The 21,772-nt window shown below is 73.8% G+C and carries 17 protein-coding genes; 2 read left to right on the forward strand and 15 right to left on the reverse strand.

Annotation, left to right across the window (positions count from 1 at the left end):
- Positions 1 to 25: 25 nt before the first annotated feature.
- Genes ACZ562_RS20255 through ACZ562_RS20320 form a run of 14 tightly spaced genes read right to left on the reverse strand, consistent with a single transcriptional unit; the run spans position 26 to position 16,605 of the window.
- Complete coding sequence (locus tag ACZ562_RS20255; protein ID WP_471180772.1) at positions 26 to 652, reverse strand: hypothetical protein; 627 nt, start codon at positions 650 to 652, stop codon at positions 26 to 28.
- A complete protein-coding gene (locus tag ACZ562_RS20260) occupies positions 652 to 4,632 on the reverse strand; it encodes a LamG-like jellyroll fold domain-containing protein (protein ID WP_471180775.1) in 3,981 nt (1,326 codons plus the stop codon). Before ACZ562_RS20260 ends, ACZ562_RS20255 begins: the two co-directional genes overlap by 1 nt.
- Positions 4,629 to 5,939: a baseplate J/gp47 family protein gene (locus tag ACZ562_RS20265; protein WP_471180777.1), complete on the reverse strand. Its 1,311-nt coding sequence runs from the start codon at positions 5,937 to 5,939 to the stop codon at positions 4,629 to 4,631. The genes ACZ562_RS20260 and ACZ562_RS20265 overlap by 4 nt, the downstream gene beginning before the upstream one ends.
- Positions 5,936 to 6,325: a GPW/gp25 family protein gene (locus tag ACZ562_RS20270; RefSeq protein ID WP_471180780.1), complete on the reverse strand. Its 390-nt coding sequence runs from the start codon at positions 6,323 to 6,325 to the stop codon at positions 5,936 to 5,938. Before ACZ562_RS20270 ends, ACZ562_RS20265 begins: the two co-directional genes overlap by 4 nt.
- A gap of 25 nt (positions 6,326 to 6,350) precedes the next feature.
- Positions 6,351 to 6,662, reverse strand: coding sequence for a hypothetical protein (locus tag ACZ562_RS20275; protein WP_471180782.1), 312 nt, complete (start codon positions 6,660 to 6,662; stop codon positions 6,351 to 6,353).
- Positions 6,662 to 8,302, reverse strand: coding sequence for a hypothetical protein (locus ACZ562_RS20280; protein WP_471180785.1), 1,641 nt, complete (start codon positions 8,300 to 8,302; stop codon positions 6,662 to 6,664). The genes ACZ562_RS20275 and ACZ562_RS20280 overlap by 1 nt, the downstream gene beginning before the upstream one ends.
- The gene (locus ACZ562_RS20285; RefSeq protein WP_471180788.1) at positions 8,290 to 8,661 is read right to left on the reverse strand and encodes a hypothetical protein; all 372 of its coding nucleotides are present in this window, start codon (positions 8,659 to 8,661) and stop codon (positions 8,290 to 8,292) included. The genes ACZ562_RS20280 and ACZ562_RS20285 overlap by 13 nt, the downstream gene beginning before the upstream one ends.
- Before the next feature lie 5 nt (positions 8,662 to 8,666).
- Positions 8,667 to 9,188 carry a hypothetical protein gene (locus ACZ562_RS20290; RefSeq protein WP_471180791.1) on the reverse strand — a complete coding sequence of 174 codons (522 nt, stop codon included), beginning with the start codon at positions 9,186 to 9,188 and terminating at the stop codon, positions 8,667 to 8,669.
- On the reverse strand, positions 9,185 to 12,232 hold the full coding sequence (locus tag ACZ562_RS20295; protein WP_471180792.1) for a hypothetical protein: 3,048 nt from the start codon (positions 12,230 to 12,232) through the stop codon (positions 9,185 to 9,187). Before ACZ562_RS20295 ends, ACZ562_RS20290 begins: the two co-directional genes overlap by 4 nt.
- Complete coding sequence (locus tag ACZ562_RS20300) at positions 12,229 to 14,058, reverse strand: M15 family metallopeptidase domain-containing protein (RefSeq protein ID WP_471180795.1); 1,830 nt, start codon at positions 14,056 to 14,058, stop codon at positions 12,229 to 12,231. Before ACZ562_RS20300 ends, ACZ562_RS20295 begins: the two co-directional genes overlap by 4 nt.
- A 16-nt stretch (positions 14,059 to 14,074) precedes the next feature.
- Positions 14,075 to 14,269 (reverse strand): hypothetical protein, encoded by a 195-nt coding sequence (locus ACZ562_RS20305; protein WP_471180798.1) that lies wholly within the window; start codon positions 14,267 to 14,269, stop codon positions 14,075 to 14,077.
- A gap of 2 nt (positions 14,270 to 14,271) precedes the next feature.
- Positions 14,272 to 14,664, reverse strand: a complete 393-nt coding sequence (locus ACZ562_RS20310) for a hypothetical protein (protein WP_471180801.1) — start codon at positions 14,662 to 14,664, stop codon at positions 14,272 to 14,274.
- A 9-nt stretch (positions 14,665 to 14,673) separates the two neighbouring features.
- The gene (locus ACZ562_RS20315; RefSeq protein WP_471180803.1) at positions 14,674 to 15,774 is read right to left on the reverse strand and encodes a hypothetical protein; all 1,101 of its coding nucleotides are present in this window, start codon (positions 15,772 to 15,774) and stop codon (positions 14,674 to 14,676) included.
- 9 nt (positions 15,775 to 15,783) lie between these two features.
- Positions 15,784 to 16,605: a hypothetical protein gene (locus tag ACZ562_RS20320; RefSeq protein ID WP_471180806.1), complete on the reverse strand. Its 822-nt coding sequence runs from the start codon at positions 16,603 to 16,605 to the stop codon at positions 15,784 to 15,786.
- A gap of 422 nt (positions 16,606 to 17,027) precedes the next feature.
- On the opposite strand from ACZ562_RS20320, the gene ACZ562_RS20325 reads away from it, so the two are divergent.
- Positions 17,028 to 19,862 (forward strand): AAA family ATPase, encoded by a 2,835-nt coding sequence (locus ACZ562_RS20325; protein WP_471180809.1) that lies wholly within the window; start codon positions 17,028 to 17,030, stop codon positions 19,860 to 19,862.
- 38 nt (positions 19,863 to 19,900) lie between these two features.
- Here ACZ562_RS20325 and ACZ562_RS20330 read toward each other — a convergent pair whose 3' ends face one another.
- Positions 19,901 to 20,593, reverse strand: coding sequence for a winged helix-turn-helix transcriptional regulator (locus ACZ562_RS20330; RefSeq protein ID WP_471180812.1), 693 nt, complete (start codon positions 20,591 to 20,593; stop codon positions 19,901 to 19,903).
- Between the two features lie 169 nt (positions 20,594 to 20,762).
- On the opposite strand from ACZ562_RS20330, the gene ACZ562_RS20335 reads away from it, so the two are divergent.
- A complete protein-coding gene (locus ACZ562_RS20335) occupies positions 20,763 to 21,608 on the forward strand; it encodes a class I SAM-dependent methyltransferase (RefSeq protein WP_471180815.1) in 846 nt (281 codons plus the stop codon).
- The last annotated feature ends 164 nt before the right edge of the window (positions 21,609 to 21,772 follow it).

The raw sequence follows: 21,772 nt of genomic DNA on the forward strand, positions 1-21,772 counted from the left end.
GACAGCGCCGGGCGGTAGCGGTCGGTCAGCGTGCGCGGTACAGGATTTGGAAGCCGGTGAGGAAGACGTTGTCCGTGACGCCCGCCCCGTCGAGGCGGGCGAGTACGAAGTACGAGGACTCGGCGTCGATGACGTCGATGCCGCCGCCTCCGGAGGGGTTCTTGGACTCGTCGAAGGGGCGGTCGGCCGGCTGCTCCCGCACGAGGATCCGCACGATCGGCAGCTGTCCCTTGCCGTCGAGGTCCTGGCGCATCAGCTCCAGCCGCAGCACCCCGGACCCGGTGTTGTTGCCGAGGGCCCGGAAGGCGGTGATCCGGCCCCCGGGCGGCAGGGCCACCGGCACGGCGCCGGAGGCGCTCGCGGCACCGGCCTGCTTGCGGGCGGTGCCCGGGCTGGAGATGTCCCAGCCAGGCGTGCCGACTGAGGTGAGGACGGGGGCCACGTTCACCGCGCGTTCCAACTCCACGCCCTGCGCCAGGGAGTTGAGGCCGTCGGTGACGTCGTCGAAACGGGCGCCGATCGTGTCGAGGTCGGCCTCCAGCATCTGGAAGCGGATGTTGAAGCCGTTGTCCCCGCCGGCCGACACCCGGTCGACGGCATCGGTCCAGGGCTTGTGGTGGAACAGGCGCTGAAAGGAGATGGAGAAGGCCATCACTCACCCTCCTGCGAGGTCCGGCCCAGCGGGCGGACCCGCTGGCGGTAGGTGGGATAGGTGTAGGCGGGAAACACGTCGAGGAGTCCGGCCCGCAGCTCCACGACATGGGCCCGCAGCATGCTGGTGTCGATCTCGACGCCGATCGGGTGCAGTTCGTTGAGGACGTTCATGACGAGGTCGTACTGGTCCTTGCGGACGACGACGGGCGTGCCCGCCGCCTCCGCCTGGCGCAGGTGCGGATGGAGCCCGATGCGCAGCCGGAAGGGCGCGCGGTCCGCTGTGTGGTGGTCGGCGGTGAGGAGCAGTGGGCCGGGGCGGCCCGGTCGAAGCAGGACGGCCGGGGTGCCCGACGCATCCAGTCGGGCCGCGGCGGCCGCCAGCGGGCGCAAGGTCCAACGCAGGCGCTCACCGGCTCCCGTGCCGAGCGGCCAGTAGGCGCTGATGCCGGTGTGGGGAGCCGCCGGGTCGAGCACGCCGACGGCGTCGGCGCCCCCGCGTGTGTCGTCCGCCCGGGTGACGACGTAGACGCGCCCCGCGCCGCTCGCGAGCGCGACCGGCGTGCCGACACAGCTCACCGAGGCGCCCGTCGGCGGCGCTGAACCGTCGGCCGTCCGGCGCAGGAGGCGGGCAGCCGAGGGGTCGGCGATGTAGAGGCCCGGGCCGGAGGGATCGCCGACGACGGCCGTCGGAGTGGAGCCGACTCCGGTCACCGTCGTCAGGACTCCGGTGGCCGGATCGTGAACGCACAGAGCACGGTTGCCGGGGATCGTGACGTAGACACGGCCGCCCTTGACCGCGATGCCCGCGGGCACGCCCGGCAGCCCGACCGGCGCGGCGAGCGCGAGGCCAGGCAGGGACGCGCTGACGAGCGTCGCGTCGGCGAGCGCAAGCCAGGCCGTCGTCCCGTCGGGCGAGAGCGCCAGGGCGACAGGCGGTGCGGGCAGCGGGACGGAACCGATGAGAGCCGTACCGCCGGACAGGGTCAGCCGGTCGGCGAGCGCTACGACGACCAGGGGAGCCGTGGGGCTGTGCGCCAGCGCCACCGGCTCGGCGGGGAGGGACACCGTGGCGCGGACCGACTCGGGTCCGGGGTCCGGGCCGAGGGACATGACCGTGAGCGTCGTACCCGAACGGTCCGCGCTGTAGGCGGTGGTGGCGTCCGGCGACACGGCGACGTCGACCGGACGCCAGCCGGACGTGACCGCCTTCTCGACGACGCCGTCCGGCCCGAGCACCGAGACGGTGTCGGTCCCCGGGTTCGCGACCACGAGCCGCGCTCCCGCCGTCGCCGCCGCGCACGGCAGCGCCCGGGGGCGGACCCGGAAGACGGCAGTCCCGTCCTCCGGCACGACGGCGGGCCCCTCCACCCGCACCGGATCGCCCGTCAATTGGGCGATACGCAGGGCGGATCCGGTGTGCGCCGTATAGCCCAGGCCGACGGCGTGGGCCAGGGCGCCCATTCGGTCCAGGGCGAGGGAGCAGGTGCCGCGTCCGACGGTGACGGCCCGTCCGACGGTCTCCAGGCCACTGCCGTCCGGCCGCCACCCCGAGGTCAACCGGGGCAGTCCGGTGGCCCCTTCGGCGGCGAGGACCTCCAACCAGGCCGACAGGGCGTCCGCCAGGGCGGGATGCATACGGCGGGACGCGGCATCCTTGGCCGTGAGCCGCGGGTCGTCCACGGTGACCAGCTGGGAGGGCGCGACGCGCGGGTCTGCCAGGGCGGCCAGGTCCGGCTCCGGGGTGTCCAGCGCGCCGTCCTCCGCGATGGAGCGGCCCGCCGCCAGGGACGCCACGCCGATCCGTACGGGACGCGTGGCGGTGAGGGTACGTGAGCCGATGCGGACGTCGGCCTGGAGCAGCAGGCGGCCCGGGTGACCAGCCCGCATCGCGGCTGATGGACCTGTCCAGGGCCCGTTGACCGTGGCGCTCGAAGCATTGAGGAAGTCCCCCCTGCCCTCGCCGGTGCGGACCATGGACCAGCGCACGGTGGCCCCCGGATGCGGGGGCGGGTCGAGCGCGACGTCGGCGTCCTCCGCCACCAGCAGATCCGCGCCGTGCCGCTGGCCGGCGGCCGGATTCCTGGGGCCGATCAGGATGTCGTACGCATCCGTCGAGGCCACCGACGCATAGACGTGGCCCAGATTGCGCACCCAGCTGAACCCCGCCTGCTGTGCCAGAGCCGCGAGACGCGCCGCCGGCACACTGTCGTGATCGAGCGTCAGCGCCCGGCCCACCGCCCGCAGATCGCCGGCCGCCGGGTCGTGGCCGGAACGGACCCGGAGCGCGCCGGCGGCCACCTCCGCCGACAGCCGGTCGACCAGCGCGAGGAGGGTACGCCGGGTGCCGACCCGCATACGCGGCGGCGTGCCGGGGGAGCCCGGGAAGGACAGGCGGGGCGAGACGGGGACGGTGACCAGCACGGCCGTATCGAAGTGACGGTCGTCCGCGACGGAGCCGGAGGCCTCGCTCTCGGGGTGGCCTCGCCGGCCGAGCGCGTCGACCGAACCGCCGGACGGCACGTGCTCCACGGTCACCGTGACCGGCAGCGAGCCGCTCGCCGCGGCCGGATCGGCGTCCTCGACGGTGAAGGGTTCCGGGACGCCCAGCACCGGGCCGGCCGCCGTGTTCACCGCAGTCTGCAGACCCTCGGGAGTGGGCAGTGTCCACCGACGGAAGACCGTCAGGCGGCGACGGTAACTCGCGTCGCTCTCGCCGAGCACCGGGTGGAACGAGGTGCGTGCCGTATCGCAGATCCGCACTTCGTCCACGGAGCCGTGCCATGCGGAGGACGGCGCGGTGTCGGAGCGGCCGATGCGCAGAGGTGACGTCGTGGTGAGCGAGGCCAGGGCATCGAGCGGCGCGACACCGCGCAGCACCCCGTCGACGTGCAGCCGCGCCTGCCCGGCGGCCCGGTCGACTACCCCCGCGAGGTGCTGGAAGCGGCCGGTCGCCAAGGAGAGGTCGGCGAACAGCACGACCTGCCGGGTACCGTCGGCGACCAGGAAGCGGACGTTGCGGTCGATGCCTCGGCCGAAGCCGCCCACCGACAGCGCCCAGCCCGCCTTGGCCGGGGACGAGGGGTCGGCGTGCTTCGACAGGACGGCCCCCTCCCACGTACCGGAGTCGGGGCGGACCAGGCACTCCACGGTCAGGCTCGCCCCCGCCGGCAGCGCGAGGTCCGGATGGTGGGCGACTCTGATCTCGGCGGGGAGATCTCCGAAACCTGCGGCCGTGCCGAAGCGGCCCGGAACCCCGAGCACCGCACCAGCCACGGTTCCGTGATGCCCCGTCCCGCCGTACAGCGCCGCCGCGTCGGCGACACGGCTGCTGCCGGGCTGCTCGTCGAGGTGGTACAGGGCGATGGTGCCGGGTTCGTCACCGTGCGGCAGGGGAGGGAACCTCGGCACGCTGAGGTCGTCTCCGATGCGGCCCAGGGTGACGCCACTCGCCCGCCCGACCGTGCGGATCCCCCGCAACAGCCGGGCGTGGGCCGCCAGGAGGTCGCGCTCCGCGCCCAGTACCCAGCACAGTGCGGCCAGATCGCCCAGCAGCGCGGTGACCGTCCACGCGTCGGCGACGGTGGCTCCGGCGAGCGGCGGATCCACGGTGAGGGCGGTCAGCCGGGCGGCGGCGCGGGCGTCCTTTGGCAGCGGGACCAGGAACGATCCGCCCGGCAGCACACCGTCCGGCAGGCTCACCAGCGCCGCGCGGCTCGCCGCGCCGATGTCGTAGGCGATGGTGAGGGTGCGGGCTCCAGGCAGCGGGGCGAGGGCGCGCACGACGTAGCGGGGTACCGGATCGGTGCCGAAGGCCGCGCTGTGCTCGGTGAAGATGTACGGCTCGAACTCCGCCCGGCCGGGCGTGCTGCCGGTCCGGAAGGTCAGCTCCAACCGGTCGGCGCCACGTGCGAAGGGCGTCGTCAGATGCGCGGCCATGCGTGTGTCGGCCGGGACGAGGCGTCGCCGCGGACTGCTCATCGGGCGGTCACCTCCATGTCCAGGAGTTCGCCGTCCACCCGGAACACCGCGATCTCGGTCGGCCCGAGCGCGAGGTTCTCGCCGACCCCGGCCTCGACCACCTCACTCTGGAAGGGCACGGCGCCCAGCGTGAGCCGTCCGAAGGCCGGCGGATTGCGGCGCAGCCTCAGGTCCTGCACGTCGAGCACCCCGGGCTGCTCGGTGAACGCCCGCATGACCTGCGAGAACAGCACGGCTTCGCCCAGCCGGTGGCGGCCGATGTCCGCGGCGAGCCGCTGGGTCAGCGCCGCCCGCAGCACCTGGGGGTCCTGACCGGCGTCGATCGTGACCCGCGCCCGCACCCCGGTCTCGATGTGGTCGGCCGGCACGATCCGGGGGTGGACCCCGACCGGCCGCAGCCGCTCCACCTCCTCGGCCACCCGCTCCCGCACACCGCGCACCGGACCGTCGGTCCGCCACGGCAGGGCGGCGTCGTGGGCCACCACGACGTCGAAGAAGTACGGCTCCCCGAAGCGTCGTTCGCCGAGGAAGACCCGCCGGTCGAAGGCGAACAGCCCGAAGTGACTCTGCGTAACGTCCACTCCGCGCAGCGGATCCGACAGCAGCACGTCCAGCACTCCCCGCACCCGCAGCACGGCCGCCTTCACGGCCTCGCGCGTCCACATCGTGCGCGGCGTCCCGAGGAGGAGAGCCCGGTAGGCGGTGTCGCCGACGGTCAGGTCTCCGCCGGTGAAAGGCGCCTCGTTCGTCACGGCGATCGAGGTCGGCGGCAGTACTCCGGCGATCTTGACGGCGTAGAGCGGATCGACGCCGGTGATCGCCGCGGCCGCGACGTCGCCGGACGGGCCGGGCAGGTCGGCGACGGCCGGGACGTCCGCCACCGGCCGGTCGGCGCCGAGCCGTACGACGTCGTCCGTGCGGAAGGCGAGGGGCGGCGCGGAGCCGGTGAGCAGGACCGTGCCCCGCGGCAGGGTGTAGGCGCGGTCCGGCAGCGGCTGGTCGACGGTGAGGCGCACCACACCGCGCGCCGACGCGAAGGGGCGGGGAATCCCGAGGTCCTCGCCGAGCCGGTCCAGATCGGCGCCGGTCGCGGTGGACACGAAGGAGCTGTAGTAGAGGTCTTCCAGACGGCCCCACAGCAACGCGTCCTCGTCCGCGGTGATCTGGAGGATCTTGCCGAGCACGCCGGCGGCCGACAGATCGGCGTCCGGGCCGAACACGGCGCGGGCACGGCCGACGGCGTCCCCGAGGATCTCGTCGAAGGGCTTGGGGACGAACCCGCCCTCAGTGACGCCGTACGCGGTCACGGCCCCACCTCGACGCCGAGCGCCGTCGCCGTGCCGTCCACCGTGACCAGCCGTACCTCCGCGGCCCAGCTGTCACGGCGGTCCGCCTCGGCGGCGGGCCCGACCAGCACGTCGCTCACCTCCCGCACGCGCGGGTCGGTGCCGACGGCCCGCACCAGGTTCAGGCGCAGTACGTCCCGCGCGGCCCCGGCCGAGGCGAGCGTCCCGGTGAACAGGGCGCGCACGTCCAGGCCGTAGCGGGTGTCGTAGCGGTCACTGCCGAGGGGCGTCAGGACCCGGTTCCGCAGGGACTGGGCAAGGGCGTCGAGGCCGGTGACCAGGACCAGATCACGGCCGTCGAACACGAGATCCCCGGCGCGGACCTCGAGATCCGTTCCCAGCGTCATGGGCCTTCCCCTCCGTTCGTCGTGGTCACCGAGCGTCCAGCAGCCGCTGTCCCGCGGAGAGGGCCTGGAAGGTGCCCTGGTCCGTGGTCCCCTGCACGGTGTCCAGGACGGCCGGCGAACCGGCAGCCCGCAGCGCCGTGGACGTGCCCCCGTTCACCGCCGTCACCTTGGCGCACGGCTTGGAAACGGGACAGCCGACGACCGTCGCGGCCAGTAGGTCGCCGACCACCAGGACCGGTGCGCCGCCGGCCGTCAGCCGCTGCTGCGAGGCGGTCACGAGCACCGTGCCGCCGTGCGTGCACACCAGCCGCGCCGAGGAGTTGAGCACCTTGGGCATCACGTCACCTCCACGGACTGCGCGTGCAGCGTGATCCGGGATCCGGACAGGGTGATGGACGCCTGGCCGTTGCCGAGGACGATGTCCTTGCCGGAGGTGGTGACGTTCACCGCGCCGTCGGCCGCAACCGTGATCGTCGTGCCCTTCTCGTGGCTGATGACCAGCGTCAGCTCGTCCGGAACGTCCGGCCGGCTGCCGACATCCGGGAGCTGCTGCTCGGCGACCGTGATGGACAGGCCGCGCGCCTGCAGGACCCGCCGACCCGTCCTGTCCGTCAGGTCGTTGACGCCCTTGCCCGCCGGCCGGCCGTCACGGACCTCCGTCGGCAGGCACAGCCAGTAGTCGCCCTGCTCGGCGGCCGGCGGACGGTGACCCGCCGCACCCGACCAGACGAACCCCGAGACCACGGCGTCGTCCACAGCTCCCCGGTTGTGCGCGAGCACGGCCCGCATTCCCGGGTAGACGGGCACGACGAGCCCGCAGCGGTCCCAGGCGAACGGGGCCGCGACCGGCCGGTCGTGCAGATACGGCGGGTCGTCCTGCAACGGGTCGTCCACCACCGGTGCGGACGCGTCAGAGGCGGGCGGCTGACCGTAGGCGAGGGTCGCGCGCTGCCCGGGACCGCCGGATCCGGGGCGGGTGGCGACGACGTCCCCGACATCCACGGCAGGACGGTCGGCGAGCGTCGTACGGACCATCCCGCGGAACAGGTCACCGACGCCGGCCGCCCCGGACCGCCGGCCGTCCGCGCCCGGCAACTCGGGCGCGGCGACCAGATCGCACACGTACCCGGAGTCCTTGCCGAAGCGATGCCGCACATACGCCAGCCGCAGCGCGACCGGCTCGGGAGACGCCGCCGACGAGAGGAGCACCGTGGCTCCCGCACGCAGCGCCGGGTCGCCCAGCACGGTCAGCTGATGCCCTCGCGTCGCCCTCGTCGCGGAGTCGGGCTCGTCGTCAGTCCTGCCCTGCCGGACGATATTGGTCCCGGGCTCGAGCAGGACCGAGGGCCCGTCGGCAACTGCGGCTCCCAGCAGCGCCCTCGCGTCCCGGACGACCAGGTCGACTCCCGCTGCGGCGGCGACCTCGCCCAGCGCGGACAGCGCCGTCGTGGTGCGTACGGCGGGGTCGGGGCGGGTGCCTGTCACGCCGCCGTCCACCACGGTGACCCCGGCCCGCTCACCGATGCTCCGGGCGAGCTCGGCGAGCGGTGTGTCGCCCGACCTGCCGAAGTGGAACGGGGTGCGCAGCAGCCGGTGGCCGGCGAGTCCCTGCCCGTGCACCTCGGTGAGCAGTTCGCCGTCGTCCGAGACGCGGGCCCGCACCGACGTCACCGCCCCCAGCAGCACGGGCGCGGTGTGCTGGTCGGGCCGGTCGAGGTAGCCGAGCCGGATGTCGACGAGGAGGGGGCCGGCCGAGCCGGACCGGCGGTGCCGGAGCGCCAGCCGTTCGCCGTGCTCCAAGGGGAGGTCGTACAGCACGACCGTGAACCGTTCGGCGTGCGGCCCGCTCCATGAGGTGACGGTGACGTCCGCGTCGACGGCGAACTCGCCGCTGAGGGCGTCGTTGGACACACGCAGCGACGGTGCCGCGTTCTCCGCGTCCAGGAAGGCGACGCGGTACCAGATCACGAAACCCATCGCGGGGCCACCCCTCCCACGATCCGCGAGCCGTGCGCGCCCGCGCCGTTGAGGTTGCGCGGATGCACCCTGACCGAGGTGAACACCAGTGCCAGCTCGCCGGCTTCGTACTCCAGGCCCGGCACTGCCTTGCGGCGCAGCAGCGGCACCACGGCGCCTCCGTCGTCACGTTGCACTGCGATCACCAGGAAGGCTCCGTCCTGCGGCAGTTCGAGCGGTTCGGGGGAGTCGAGCAGGGCGTCGTCCACGACGGTCACGTACGCCTCGATGCGGTAGACGCGGTCGTTGAGGGCGAGCCGGAAGGACTGCGGGAAACCCTCGTCGGGGTCGATCGGCAGCCGCAGGTAGTCGTCGCGCATGGCGCTCACTCCGCCGGTCGCAGGGGGACTGAGGGGACCCGCGGCAGGGGGGATCCGACCCCGGGCGCGGACACCAGCGGCACCCCTGCGGCCAGGGCTGTGTCGGCGGCCTCCCCGACCAGGAGGGTGGTACTGCTGCGCGGCACGTGCTGCAGCGACATCGACAGATCCAGTGCCGCCCGCCGCTGTGTGCTCTGGGCGAACCGCAGTTCGGTGATCTGCATGTCCAGGCTGACCGTCAGCCCGCACACGACCGGGATGCCGGACAGCTTGAGCTCCGGCGCTGCCGCCGCCGCCAGCACCCGGGACACCAGCGCGAGGGCCTCCAGTTCCTGCTTGACGCGCAGCCGGTCCGCGCCGAGGAGCACCGCCTCCAAGGCGATCGTCTTCCGGGTGGGCGCCAGGGCCTGCGAGAACGGGCTGTCGGCGATGCGCCTGACCTCGTAGCCCTCCGAGACGGTGATGCTCTGCACGTAGAGGAGGGGCACGGTGCCGATGAGGACGGGGGGATTGGGGGCCGGTGTCATGGGACGTCTCCCTTGTCGACGCGCTTGCCGCCCCGGTACACGAGGATCTCCGGGGTCTCGTCCGCCGCGATCTCGAAGGTGATGTCGGGGTGGAGGGCGCTGAGCTGCTCCAGCACGCCGCCGTGGGCCCGGCAGGAGGAGCACACGGGCTGGTCCACGCGAATCCACACTGTGCAGCCGCGTGCCTGGGCCCGGTCCTCGGGGCTGAGGGCGGACAGCCGGGCGTCCAGTTGCTGGGCCATGGGGACTTCGGCGTCGCGCGCCGAACGGGGGACCTTGGTCATGTGCTCGGGCACCTGGATCCGGGCCGCGGGGTCGACCTCGCCCAGGGCACGCGGCGACGCGGTTTCGAGGAGTTCGTCGGCGAGCGCGGGGACGTTCGTTCGCGAGACGGCCAGGGTGCCTTCCCGCCGCGCCCGTGCTTTGCGGGTCGGGGCGCCGAGGCCCTTCCAGTCGGGGGCCTTCGGAGGCGACGGCACGAACCGTCCGGCCGCCGTCTCCTCGGCCCTCAGCTGTTCGGCCCGCTCGCGACAGGCGATGAGGTCGCGGCCGAGGCGCTCGCGCATGGCCGGGTTCGACGACCGGGCGACCAGCAACTTCCGGCTCGGGCCGCCGGACCGCTCGTCGAGCAGGGCGGTCGCGACCGGATCGCCCTGCTCCTCGAGGTCGAGGAGCCGTCGGTCCGGAGCTGACTCGTACTCCATCAGCCGGACACCCGCCGCCTGGTCGTGGGTGGCGGCGTCACGCAGCTCGGTGAGCCGGACCCTGCGCTCGGCGGCCTTGCCGGTCCTCGCCGGCCGGACTCGCGGTGGCATGACCAGGTCGTACGCGGCCCGTTCGCCCGCGGCGAGACGATCCAGCAGCCGCTGGTACTCCGCCGGATCCCTGAGCGCCGTCCGCGCGCTGTACAGCCGCGCCACGAACTCCTCGAACCGCTCGATACGGCGCCCCCGCCGTCGGAACACCTCCAGGACGAGCTCAGCGCCCACCTCGTCCAGCAGGTGCCGGGCCGGCGTCGACCGGGACAGCGTCAACAGGCGTACTCCCACCCCGAGTTCACGGAGCTGCTGCGGGCTCAGCCGCCCGGCGAACTCCAGGAACACCGGGAGTTCCCCTGCCGGGATGCCGTCCAGGTAGGGCAGGAGCCGGCCCCGGGGCCAGCCCGTCCCCAGCAGTCGGTGCAGGCCGCGCGCCATCTCGGGCGTGACGGCCGCCGCCCCGCCCGCCTTGCGCTCGACCAGGGCGGCCAGTTCGAGCCCGTCCCGCAGGAAGCGGGTGACCGGGCCCTCGTCGGGCGCGCGCAGCAGGGCCCGGACGGTCAGACCCGCCGGGGCACGTTCGGCGAGCCCGGCGGCCTCGGCGGCGTAGACATCGGGAAGCGTCCGGAGCAGCCGCGCGGCCTCGGTGCCGTCGGGCAGCCTGGCGGCCTCGGCCAGGAGCGAGAGCAGGGCCTCCAGACGGTCGATCCGGGCCGTGCCCCCGGCCGCGCGCTCGGCCGCCTTCACCCCCCTCAACCCCCGCACCAGGGCGATGAGTTCCCGGCTCCGCCCGGCCGTCGCGGCACCGACCACGCGGATCTCCTCCAGGCCGGCGAAGGCGCTGAGGACCTCCAGCGCCAGCAGCGCGCGCACCCTGCGCGCCAGGGACGCGGTGATCGGGGCGCCCGTGGGGCGGGTCCCGTACGGCAGTCCCAGCCGCTCCACCGACTCCAGGCCGGCCAGCGCCGTCCACACCGTCGTGCCGATGCGCCGGGTCACCTCCGCGACCTGGACGAGCGCCACGGGATCGGGCGGCATCGCCGTGGCCCGGCGCACGGTGTCGGCGGCGCGGGCCAGCTGGGGTACGGCGGTGGCCAGGGTGACGGGCAGCAGGGGCAGGTCCTTGAACGAGGCGACCGTGCCCCGCAGCCAGTCCCAGCCGGTCTCGCCCAGTTCGGTGAGCCTGGTCAGCGTCGAGGGGGACGAGGACATCTCCTGGAGCAGATCCCGGAGGAATCGCGGGTCGGGCCGCCGCGCGGACCGCAGCTCGCCGAGCGTGACCAGCAGCGTGAACACGGGCTTGTCGAAGCGCGTGAACAGCCGCTCGTACAGGCCCTCGTGGCGCAGGACCGCGAACATCGCCTCGACCTCGGAGAGCGAGCGTGCCGACGCGACCAGCTCGGCAATGGCCGCACCCGTCTGCGCGGGGTCGCCGAAGACGGCGTCCTGAGAACGCGTCAGCCGGATGAGAAGGCCGGCCCGTTCCTGCCAGCCGAGCGTCGCGAACAGCCGCCGGTCCATCATCGAGAGCCGGTCCACGACGGCGGGGTCGTCCTCCGGACCATCCAGCCAGCCGCGGGCCGCCCGGGCCGCCGTTGCCCCGGTCACGCGGTCCTGCGGGGTGGCCCCGGCGAGCAGACGTTCGGCGCGCTCCGCCGACCACCGCTCCCCGGGGGCCTCCTGCAGGACCGGGTACAGCCGTCCGCCCGTCGGTCCGCGTCCGCCCAGCCCCACGGCCACGACGTGGTGGTCGCCCGCCCGGAACACCAGGTACCCGGACCCCACGCCATGCGCGGCGACACCTTTCGGCAGCCGCAGGCCCTCCACGCCCTCTCCCCAGCCGCCGAACGACCCGATCGTCAACGGGGCATCCAAAGCGGCCACGGTGAAACGGCCGGGAAGTGACCTCGCCTCCAGCACCGCGAACCCACGGGCACCGAAGAGGTACTCGCCCCATTCGAGGGCGCGGGCGAGGCTCGCCGTCTCCACCGTCGCACCACCGGCCCGGGCCCAGAACGGCCCCCACGTCATGGGCTCGATGACGGGCATCGGTGGAAACATGCCTTCCGGGCGCAGCACATCCCCCTGGGACGTCATAAGACGCGGGCCGACCTCGGCAGCGCCCGGCACGGAGGGGGCGAGTGGCGGGGGCGTCGGGTCGGCCGGAGCAGCGGCGTGTCGGGCGCGGTGCTCGGTGAGGGCCCGGTCGACGCCGCGCCGTACCGCGGCACGGATCCGTGCCTCGTCGGCCGGGGCGGCGGCGCTCCGCCGCACGGGGGAGGTCACCGCTGCCCGCCGCCTTCCCCGGGGCTGCCGGGATCCTGGCGCGCGGCCCGGCCTGCGGCGGACGGGTACAGGTCCGGGAGGTCGCGCAGCTCGAAGTGCATGAAGTCCCGCGTGGTGCGCTCGTGCGAGCCGAGCCAGCGCAGCCCGCGCGGGCCCGGTGCCGTCAGCGCCGCGACGATCCGGTCCGGGATGTTCAGGAAGCCGTGTGCGGCGAGCTGCCCGAGCGTCGGCGACGCGGAGGTCGGGCCAACCCTGACGGGCTGTCCGTCGCGTATCACACGCGCGCCGGTTCGGTCGTGCCGGAAGGTGGCCTCGAAGGTCAGCGCCATCCGGATCAGCAGCTCGACGGTGGTGCGCCTGTGCTCCCACTCGGTGAACGGCTCCGGCCCCGGGAACGGAGAGGCCGGGAAGAGGAGACGGACGAGTTCGTCGTGCCGGACCCCGGACGGGGCACGCCATGCCCGCCGGCCGGTGGGACCACCGTAGGCCCAGCGCACCGAGGGTCCCTCCGCGGCGGCCGCCCGCACCGCGGCCAGCAGCCCGGGCGGGCCGACGGACGCAGGCGGGCCGGCGCGGCGGACGGCGACCTCCCACACGCCCGCCTCCAGGTTCGCCTCGTCACGGAAGACCTCGGTGAGGCGGTTGCTCGCCCGCCCCTGCGCGCGTGCCTCCGCGAGCGCCCGGTCGGGCTCCTGCCCCAGGAGTGCGGCGATGATCGCGTCCAGACCGTGCCCGGCGTCCGGGCCCGGGGAGCGCACGTCGATCCCGGTGACGTCGCGCACGAACTCTCCGGGAAAGCCAGGGACGTTGGGGCTCAGCGTCGGATTGATGTCCACCGCCGCGCCGAAGCTGTGCCAGGACAGGGCGAGCGGGTTGTTCCGGTTGGAGCGGATGCGCAGGGAGCCCACCGATGTGATCAGCGGCAGCAGTTCCCGGCGCTCGGTGGCCGTCAGTGTGTCCTCGGCGGCCTGGAGGCGCCAGGCCAGCTCCCGGTGCACCAGCTGGCCCGGGTGCCCGAAGACGGAGATCCGCGTCAGGGGACCGGCACTTCCCGGCCGGTAGTACTCCTCCGTGTACCGCAGGGCCTGCGCCGTGCCGTGCTCGAGCGCACCGAAGGCCACGAGGAAGCCGGTGCGCAGGACGCGGTAGCCCTCGAATCCGCCCTCGAAGTGGTTCTGCATGGCGGTCCCGAAGTGGGTCCATTCGGCCGCGGTGTCGTGGTCCGGGTCCGCGCCGAGCGCCGTGTCCCGGCTCGCCAGCAGGGAGCCGAGGACGCGGCGCAGGACCTCGGCCCGTTCGCCGCCGCGCGGATCGAGCCCCTGGAGGGCCTGGACGACCTGTGGCTCGTACAGCCAGGCGGGTGCGTTCTTCCTGCGCCGGGTGCGTGGAGCGGCCACCTGACGCGTCACATGTGGCCAGGTACCGGCGACGGCCGCGCGGCCCGCGGCCGGGGCGAGCCCGAGGAGCAGGGCGTCCGTCGCCGTGTCCACCGCCGTCGGTGGGGCCGGTGGCCGCAACTCCGCGTCCAGGAGGCGGAATCCGCTCGTCCGGAGGCGTACGCCGCCGCCGGCGTCCGTGTACGGCTCCGGTACGGCGGCCGCAGCCCGGCCCGGGGCGTCGGCGGGGGCGCCGGCATCGCCGGGGAGCCGCCCGACGGCCTGGCCGGAAGGCTGCCCGTCGGCCCGGCCGAGAAGCTGCCCGTCGGCCTGTTCGAGGCGCAGCAGCACCGAGCGCCGTACGGCCTCCTCCAGCTGCCTCAGCCGCTCGTCGTCCAGATGTCCGACGATCCGGACCCGTACGGGCACGCAGCACACGAGCCTCTCCATGCTTCCTCCTCCCGGGTCAGGCGGTGCCGCGCAGGGTGGCGTCCAGCTCGTCGAAGACGTACTGGGCGATGCGGTGCAGCTCGTCGCCGCCCAGCTGCCCGACGATCTCGATGTGCACCGGGAACCGGTAGGTGATCCCCGTGGTCTCGTCGAACCGTGTGTCGTCGTCGAGCCTCTCCGGCGGGAGCGGCCCCTCGGTCGTCTCGGCCATGGTCAGTCGTCGATCCCCGGTTGCAGGCACATACAGGTGAACGTGGCCGCCGGCGCCCCGTCGACCACCACGTTGCTCGGATTGGCCGAGGTCATCACGCAGCGGGTGAACTTCAGCGCTGTGAAGGACCAGTCCTGGCCGCTGCGCTGGGCGACACCGATGTCGAACTCCGCCCCGCTGAGGGCGAGTTCGGTCAGGTCGGCGACGACGCTGCCGATGGCCTGGACGGTCATGGTGAAGGTGAACGTCTGCGGCTGGCGCACATAGCCGACGTTGTCCGCCTCAATGCTGTGGATCACCGTGTGCGGCACGTTGAAGGTCGGTGTGAACTGGGAGATCGGACTGATCAGCCGGGTGCCGAGGCGTACTTCGAGACGGGTGTTCCAGTTGGCCATCCGATCCCCCTAGGCGAACTTCAGGTCGATGGAGATCCGGTGCATGGCGCCCGCGTAGTCGACCGACACCAGCACCTGCGCCAGACGCTCGGTCTGGGCCTTGTCGATCTCGGCGCGCTGCTCCTTGCTGAGCGTCGCGGGATCCGCGTCCAGCAGACGCAGCAGCGGGACGGTGACGACGTAGCCCTCGATGACACCGTCCGCCACGAGGGGACCGAGGACGGAGTCCATCTGCAGGACGAGGGAGCGCAGTCCCGAGCGGCTGATGCGCAGCGTGCCGACGGCCCTGATCAGCCGGGCCTTCAGCCGGAAGGACACGTCGTCGACGGTGCGTACGACGTCGATGTACTTGCTGCCGCTCGGGTTGCCGGTGTACCCCTCCCCGAGGTGCACGCCCGCACCGGGCAGGAGCGGCGGGTCCACCAGCCAGTTGACGCCCTGGCCGGCCGGCGGGTCGCTGTCCGTCTCGGCGCCGTTGATCTTGTCGATCTCGGCCGCCGTGAAGGAAGCGGACGTGACGCCGACGGGCTTGAGGACCATCGAGACGCTCGGGCCGTGACCGGCGATCACCGCGGCGACGGCCGCGGCCACGTCGTCGGCGCTCTTGTGCGCGATGTAGACCATGCGGTCCGTGACGAGCTTGCCCTGTACCACGGAGGGGTCGGCGCTGCCCTGGGCGAGCATGGCGACACCCATGCGCTCCTTGCCGTCACCGTTCTGGGAGACGGCTTTCACGTGGGCGGCCAGCTTGCCGACGGACCCGTCGTCCTGCCCCGAGTCGGCGTCGAGAGCGGTGCCGGCCACCACCACGAACTGGACGTTCAGGTTCTCGACGGCGGCCAGCGCGTCGGTGACGTCCGCCGTCGCCTTGACCCCCCAGACCTGGCTCGGGCCGGGATCCTGCTCGAACGCGGCGTGCAGGGCCTTGCTGAGGGCGGACGCCTTGGGGTCGCCGAACGTGGCGGTGGCGTCGGCAGGGCTGGTCACCTGCACCGGAACGCCTTCCGTGCCAACGGCCGCCTCCCCGACGATCGCAAGGTTCCCGGTCGGACGGACGACGGGCGCGAACATGTCGACGACCGGTTTGACGCGGACGTACCTGACAGGCATGGGCACTCCTCAGGGATCCTGGAAGACGGCGAGGACGTTCTGGCCGGCGAAGAACGCCGAGAGCTGTTCCCGGCTGGGACCGCCCGGCGGCAGCCCGGCCGGCGAGAACACCAGCAGCGGTGCGAGCGGCGCCCGTGCCTCGGCGTCCGCCGGACCCTCGCGCCGGTAGGCGAGCGCCCGTTCCGCCGTGTGCAGCAGGGTCCGAACGTCGCGCAGGGCCGCCGTGGTGTCCACCGTGTCGCGGACCAGCACCGAAAGCCGCAGCGGGAAGCGTCTGCGGTGGGCGGGGTCGGCCGGGTCGAACGCGGGCAGCGGACGCAGCCTGACCTCGCCGAGCAGATGACGAAAGGCGCGCCGCAGCTCCTCGGCCGTGCGCAACCCGTGCTCGGACATGAACGCGTCCAGGTCGAACTGGCGGAACGTGTCGCGGAACTCCTCCAGCGTGCCGAAACCCTCCAGCGGGGAGAGGCGGAACGACTCCACCTCACCGGGGTCGACGGCGAGCACCAGCGTCACCGCGAGATCGGCGTCGATGTCGATCCAGACCGGACCGGCGGCCTCGCGCCCCTCGTAGCGGACGTCGGTGCACCGGTGGTCCGGGAGCGTCTGCGTCCAACTGCCGGTCAGCAACCGGGTCGGAAAGACGGGACGCTGGCACTCGGTGCGCAGGACCTCCACGTCCGCCACGCCGTGAATCGCCGCGAAGGGCAAGTCATACACCTCCGCGAACAGGATCCGCATCCGCTGGCCGTCACCCGCCGGGAACACGAAGTCCCGCAGAGCGGCAGGGTCGGACAGCCGCACCAGCGTCGCGTCCACGAACGGACTCAAGGCTCCCCCTCGGACATCGGCCGTCGCGCCACATCTCACTGCGCGGCATCCCACTACGCCGCAGGGGCCCGGGCCTATCGGGGAACTCCCTCCGTTCCGCCCGTTTCCCGGCGGATCCTCCGCGTGCCCGTCGCGCCGCATGCCCCCCGTGCCGGACGGGAACCGCGCCCTCTCCGACGGAATCCACCGTTCGGTTCCGGTCCCGGTACGCCCGTCGTACGACGTCCGCCGCCCACCACGGCCGACGGAACCCCACCCCGCCACGCATCAGATAACTCCCCATGTCCCACGCGGAGTTGCTGTCCGCGATCGGCCCCGCGAACATGCCCGACCCGGCACCTGGATCACGCCCGGCGGGGCAGTCTGGGTCCTCGGGGGGGGTACGGCCACTCGGTGGGCCGTGGGGGAACACGGGGGGCGTCATGAACGGGCCGACGGCGCACCAGGCGTGCGCAGCCAGCGAAGAGCAGCGCCCTCCTGTGGGCAGGCCCCAGGAACGGGCGCTCATCGACGGCCTGCTCGACGCGCTGCCCGGACAGGGAGCCGCACTGCTGCTGGGCGGCGACCCCGGCATCGGCAAGAGCGCACTGCTCGACTACGCGGCCCGGCGCGCCCGTACCCGGGTCCTGCGCACCCGGGGGGTGGAGTCGGAGGTCGTCCTGCCGTACAGCGTCCTCGGCGACCTGCTCCTGCCCCTGCGGCAGTACTTCGCCGGCCTGCCGCCGTGCCAGTGCCGGGCGTTGCAGGCGGCCCTGGCGCTGGCGGACGCTCCGATCGAGCCCAACCCCTACGCCGTCTGCGCCGCAACGCTCGGCGTCCTCGGCACCGCGGGCGAGACGGAACCCCTCCTCCTCGTCGTCGACGACGTGCAGTGGGTGGATCCCCCGTCGCGCCAGGTGCTCCAGTTCGTGGCACGCCGGCTGCTCGCCGAACGGGTGGCGCTGGTCATGGCCGTACGCGGCGATCCGCACGCGACGCGGGCCTGGGACGGGGTGCCCAGCACCATGCTGGAGCCGCTGCCCGAGAAGGACTCCTGGACGGTGCTGCGGGACAACGGCCTGGCGGAGACGGACCCCGAGGCGGCCCGCCTGGTCGGCCTCGCGCTGGGCAATCCGCTGGTCCTGGTGGAGTACGCGGCGGCGCTCCGCCGGGCCCGCGGCAGCGGGGCGGAGAGCCTGCCCGAGGTCTGGGACACGCCCGGCCCGCTGCTGGAGGGAGCCTGGTGGGGCCCGCTGCGCTCGCTCCCGCGCGAGACCCGCAGAGCGCTGGCGTACGTGGCGGCCTGCCGCACCCCGGAACTCGATGTCCTGGAACGGGTGCTGGCCGCGGACGGCCTCTCCCTCGACGCCCTCGACGCGGCCGAGGAGGCGGGCCTCGTGATGATCGGGGAGGGCGGCTGCCGGCTGCGCCATCCGGTGCTGCGGCCCCTCGTGCTAGGTCGCAGCACCACGGCATTGCGCCTGCGGGTCCACCGGTGCCTGGCCGAACAGTCGACGGGCGAACTGCGCACCTGGTACCTGGCCGCGGCCGTGCCCGGACCCGACGAGGAGGTGGCGCTGCAACTCGTCGCCGAGGCGGAACAGGCCCGTCGGCGCGGCGCCCTGTCCGCCGCGGCCCCTGCCTGGCACAGGGCGGCCGAGCTGTCGCCCGCCGCCGAGGACGCGGCCCGCCGCCTGGCCGAGGCCGCCCACGACGCCCTGTACTCCGGCAGCGCGCAGGACGCGCTCGCCTGGTGCGAACAGGCGTTGCGGCGCAGCCGTGACCCCCGGCTCACGGCCGATGTCGAGCTGCTGCGCGGACAGGCCTGCACCTGGCTCGGCCGGCCGGACCGGGCCCATCGGCTGCTGGTCGCCGCGGCCCGCACGGTGGAACCCGCGGACCCCGTTCGCGCCTCCCTGCTCTACGGCGCGGCTGCCGCGCCGGCCACGATGGACGGCTGCCTCGCCCGGGCCGTCGACATCACGGCGCGCGGCCAGGAACTGGCCGACACCGAGGGCTTCGCCCTGCCCCACACCGGTACGGCGACCGCGCACCGCCGACTGCCGACCGTGATGCGCGCCAAGGTCCTCGCCCTGCGCGGCGACGTCCAGGAGGCACGCCTGACGCTGCTCAAGGTACGGGACGAGCTGGACGGCGAACCGGGTCTGGAGGAACGGCAGTTGGCTGTCGAGATCGGGCAGGGCCTGGTGTGGACCGATGACCTGGAGGCCGCACGGCACCTGCTGGGCGGGATGATAGCCCGCGCCCGCCAGGACGCGGTCCCCACGCTGCTGCCGTTCGCCCTGGCAAGCTGCTGCGAGCTGGAGTCGCGCGGTCGCTGGCAGGTGGCCCGCGCCGACGGGAGCGAAGCGCTGCGCTGGGCGCGGGAGTTCGGGCACACGGCCCTCGCCGGCCATGCCACCCTCCTGCTCGCCCGGCTGGACGCGCTGCAGGGGGACCGCGCCGGCTGCGAGGCGCGCGTCGCCCACTACGAACGGCAGTGCGGCCGGCGGATCCGCGGCCTGAACATGGCCGCCCGCGCGGCTCTCGGTTCCGCCGCGCTGACCGGCGCTGACCCGGAAGGCTGCCGCACCCATCTGGAGGAGGCCTTCGCCCAGGCCCGCGACATGGGCCTCGGCAACCCCAATCTTCTGCCGTACGTGGCGGACCTGGTGGAGGCCAACGTCCGCACCGGAAACCGGGACCGGGCCGCCGAGCTGACCGACTGGCTCGCCGAGACCGCCGAGGCGACCGACCTCCTCTGGCCGAGAGCGGCACACTCCCGGTGCCGGCTGCTGCTCGCCGAGTCGGCGGACGAGGCCGAGCAGTGGCTGGCAACGGCCGAACAGACCTTCGCCCACGGCGACATGCCCTTCGAACTGGCCCGGATACGACTGGCGGCGGGGGTCGCCCTGCGCCGCCACCGCCGGCCGGCCGCCGCCCGAGCGCCGCTGCGGGCCGCGCAACGGACGTTCACCGACCTGGATGCCCGGCCGTGGAGCGCCCTGGCCGCGACGGAGGCCGCCGCGGCCGGCGGACGTCCGCCCGGCCGCCCCGAGGCCGTCGCACCGCCCGCCCCGGCGGAACTGCTCACGGCTCAGGAACTCCAGGTCGCCACTGTCATCGGCGGAGGCCTGAGCAACGTCGAGGCCGCCGCCGCCCTGTTTCTGTCCCGCAAGACGATCGAGGCCCACCTCACCCGCGTCTACCGCAAGCTCGGCGTGCGCTCGCGCTCCGAACTGGCCCGCTGCCTCACCCTGGCCGGGCTGGTGCGCTGATCACGACACGGAGCAGGGGAGAGGGACGGGCCGGTCCCTCACTGGGACAGGCCCTGGGCGGGCCGCGGCACGAGGGCGAACGTCGACAGCGTGAACCAGCCGGGCGCGGCCCGGCGCAGCGCCTCGGGACCGTCCACGCTGACCGAGCCCGCGCGCAGCGCCTCGGACCAGCCGAGGTCGCCCCGCCACACCCGGATCAGGCTGCGCAGGCTCGCGGTGAAGGTCACCGCCACGGCGTGACCGGGATCGTCGTCACACACGTCGGCGTCGTCGGGCGTGATGACCAGCCACCAGTGCTGGGCCCGCGGGGGCACGTCGGAGAAGTCGAACCGGACCACGGTGCGCCCGTCGGGTACCGCCTCGTGATCGATCCTGCGGTGCATGTCCCACAGCAGCAGCTTCGGATCGAGATCCTCGTCGCCGAGTTCACCGATCCACCGTGTGCCCCACGCGCCCAGGGCCTCCACCACCGGCCGCAGCTCCTCGCCCGCCGGGGTGAGGACGTACTGCACGTCCCGGCCCTCGGTGCGTTTCTCAGCGATACCGGCCCGCACCAGCTGGTGCAGCCGCTTGGACAGCAGTGTGGGGGACATCCGCGGCACCCCGCGGCGCAGCTCGTTGAAGCGGCGGCTGCCGGAGACCATCTCCCGAACGATGAGGAGCGTCCAGCGCTCGTCGAGGAGTTCCATCGCCTTGGCGACGGGACAGAACTGGCCGTACGTAGCGCCCATGCCATGCAGGTTAGGCCGCGGGTCCGCGCCGGGCCAGCCGGATGAACCGGCCAGCGCCCGAAGCGGGGCGACGACGGTACAGATCCTGTACTAGGGAGGGGGCGCACACGTTCCTAGGCTCGACGAAACGGCGACGGGACCGCCGCCGGGAACGACAAGGAGCGCAGCCATGACGAACGTGATCGACACGGTCGGGGCCGACCGTGCGCTGAAAGCCCGGCACCGGGCGATGTGGGCCCAGGGCGACTACCCGTCCGTGGCCTCCGAGATCATCCCGGAGCTTGGGCCGGTCCTGGTCGAAGCGTGCGGGGTACGCCCCGGTGACCGCGTGCTCGACGTCGCGGCCGGCACCGGCAACGCCGCGGTTCCGGCGGCCCTCGCCGGCGCCGACGTGGTGGCCTGCGACCTGACTCCCGAACTGCTCGAGACCGGACGGCGTCTGGCCGCGGAGCGTGGTGCGCGGCTGCGGTGGCAGGAGGCCGACGCGGAGGCGCTGCCCTTCGCCGACGCCGAATTCGACACCGTCCTGTCCTGTGTCGGGGTCATGTTCGCCCCGCACCACCAGGTGGCCGCCGACGAACTGGTGCGGGTCTGCAGGCCGGGTGGCACCCTCGGTGTGCTGAGCTGGACCCCCCAGGGCTTCCTCGGCCGGATGCTTGCCACGATGAAGCCGTACGCGCCGCCGCCCCCGCCGGGCGCGCAGCCGCCCCCGCTGTGGGGAGACCCGGTGCACGTGCGCGCTCTCCTCGGGGACCGGGTCACGGACGTGACCGCCCAGCGCAGGACGGTGGGGGTCGACCGGTTCGAGACGCCCGAGGCGTTCCGGGACTACTTCAAGGAGCGCTACGGCCCGACGATCAGCGTCTACCGGGCCATAGCCGACGATCCCGAGCGCGTCGCCTCCCTCGACCGTGATCTGACCGACCTGGCGCGCGCCCACGACCTGGGGGCGGGTGCGGACAGCACGGTCATGGAGTGGGAGTACCTGCTGCTCACCGCGCGCAGGACAGGCTGAGCGGAACGCGGGAGGGACCGAGCACCAGCCCCGTCCGGCGCGCGGGACTGCCGGGCGGCGACGACCAACGCCGGTGGCGGCGATCGACCTCGCAGCCGTTCGGGCCGGTGCAGGGCAGGGAGCCGACGCCGGTGGCGGTCGCCGACCCCGCAGCCGTCTCGGCC

The sequence above is a fragment of the Streptomyces sp. NPDC040410 genome (genome assembly GCF_055595715.1).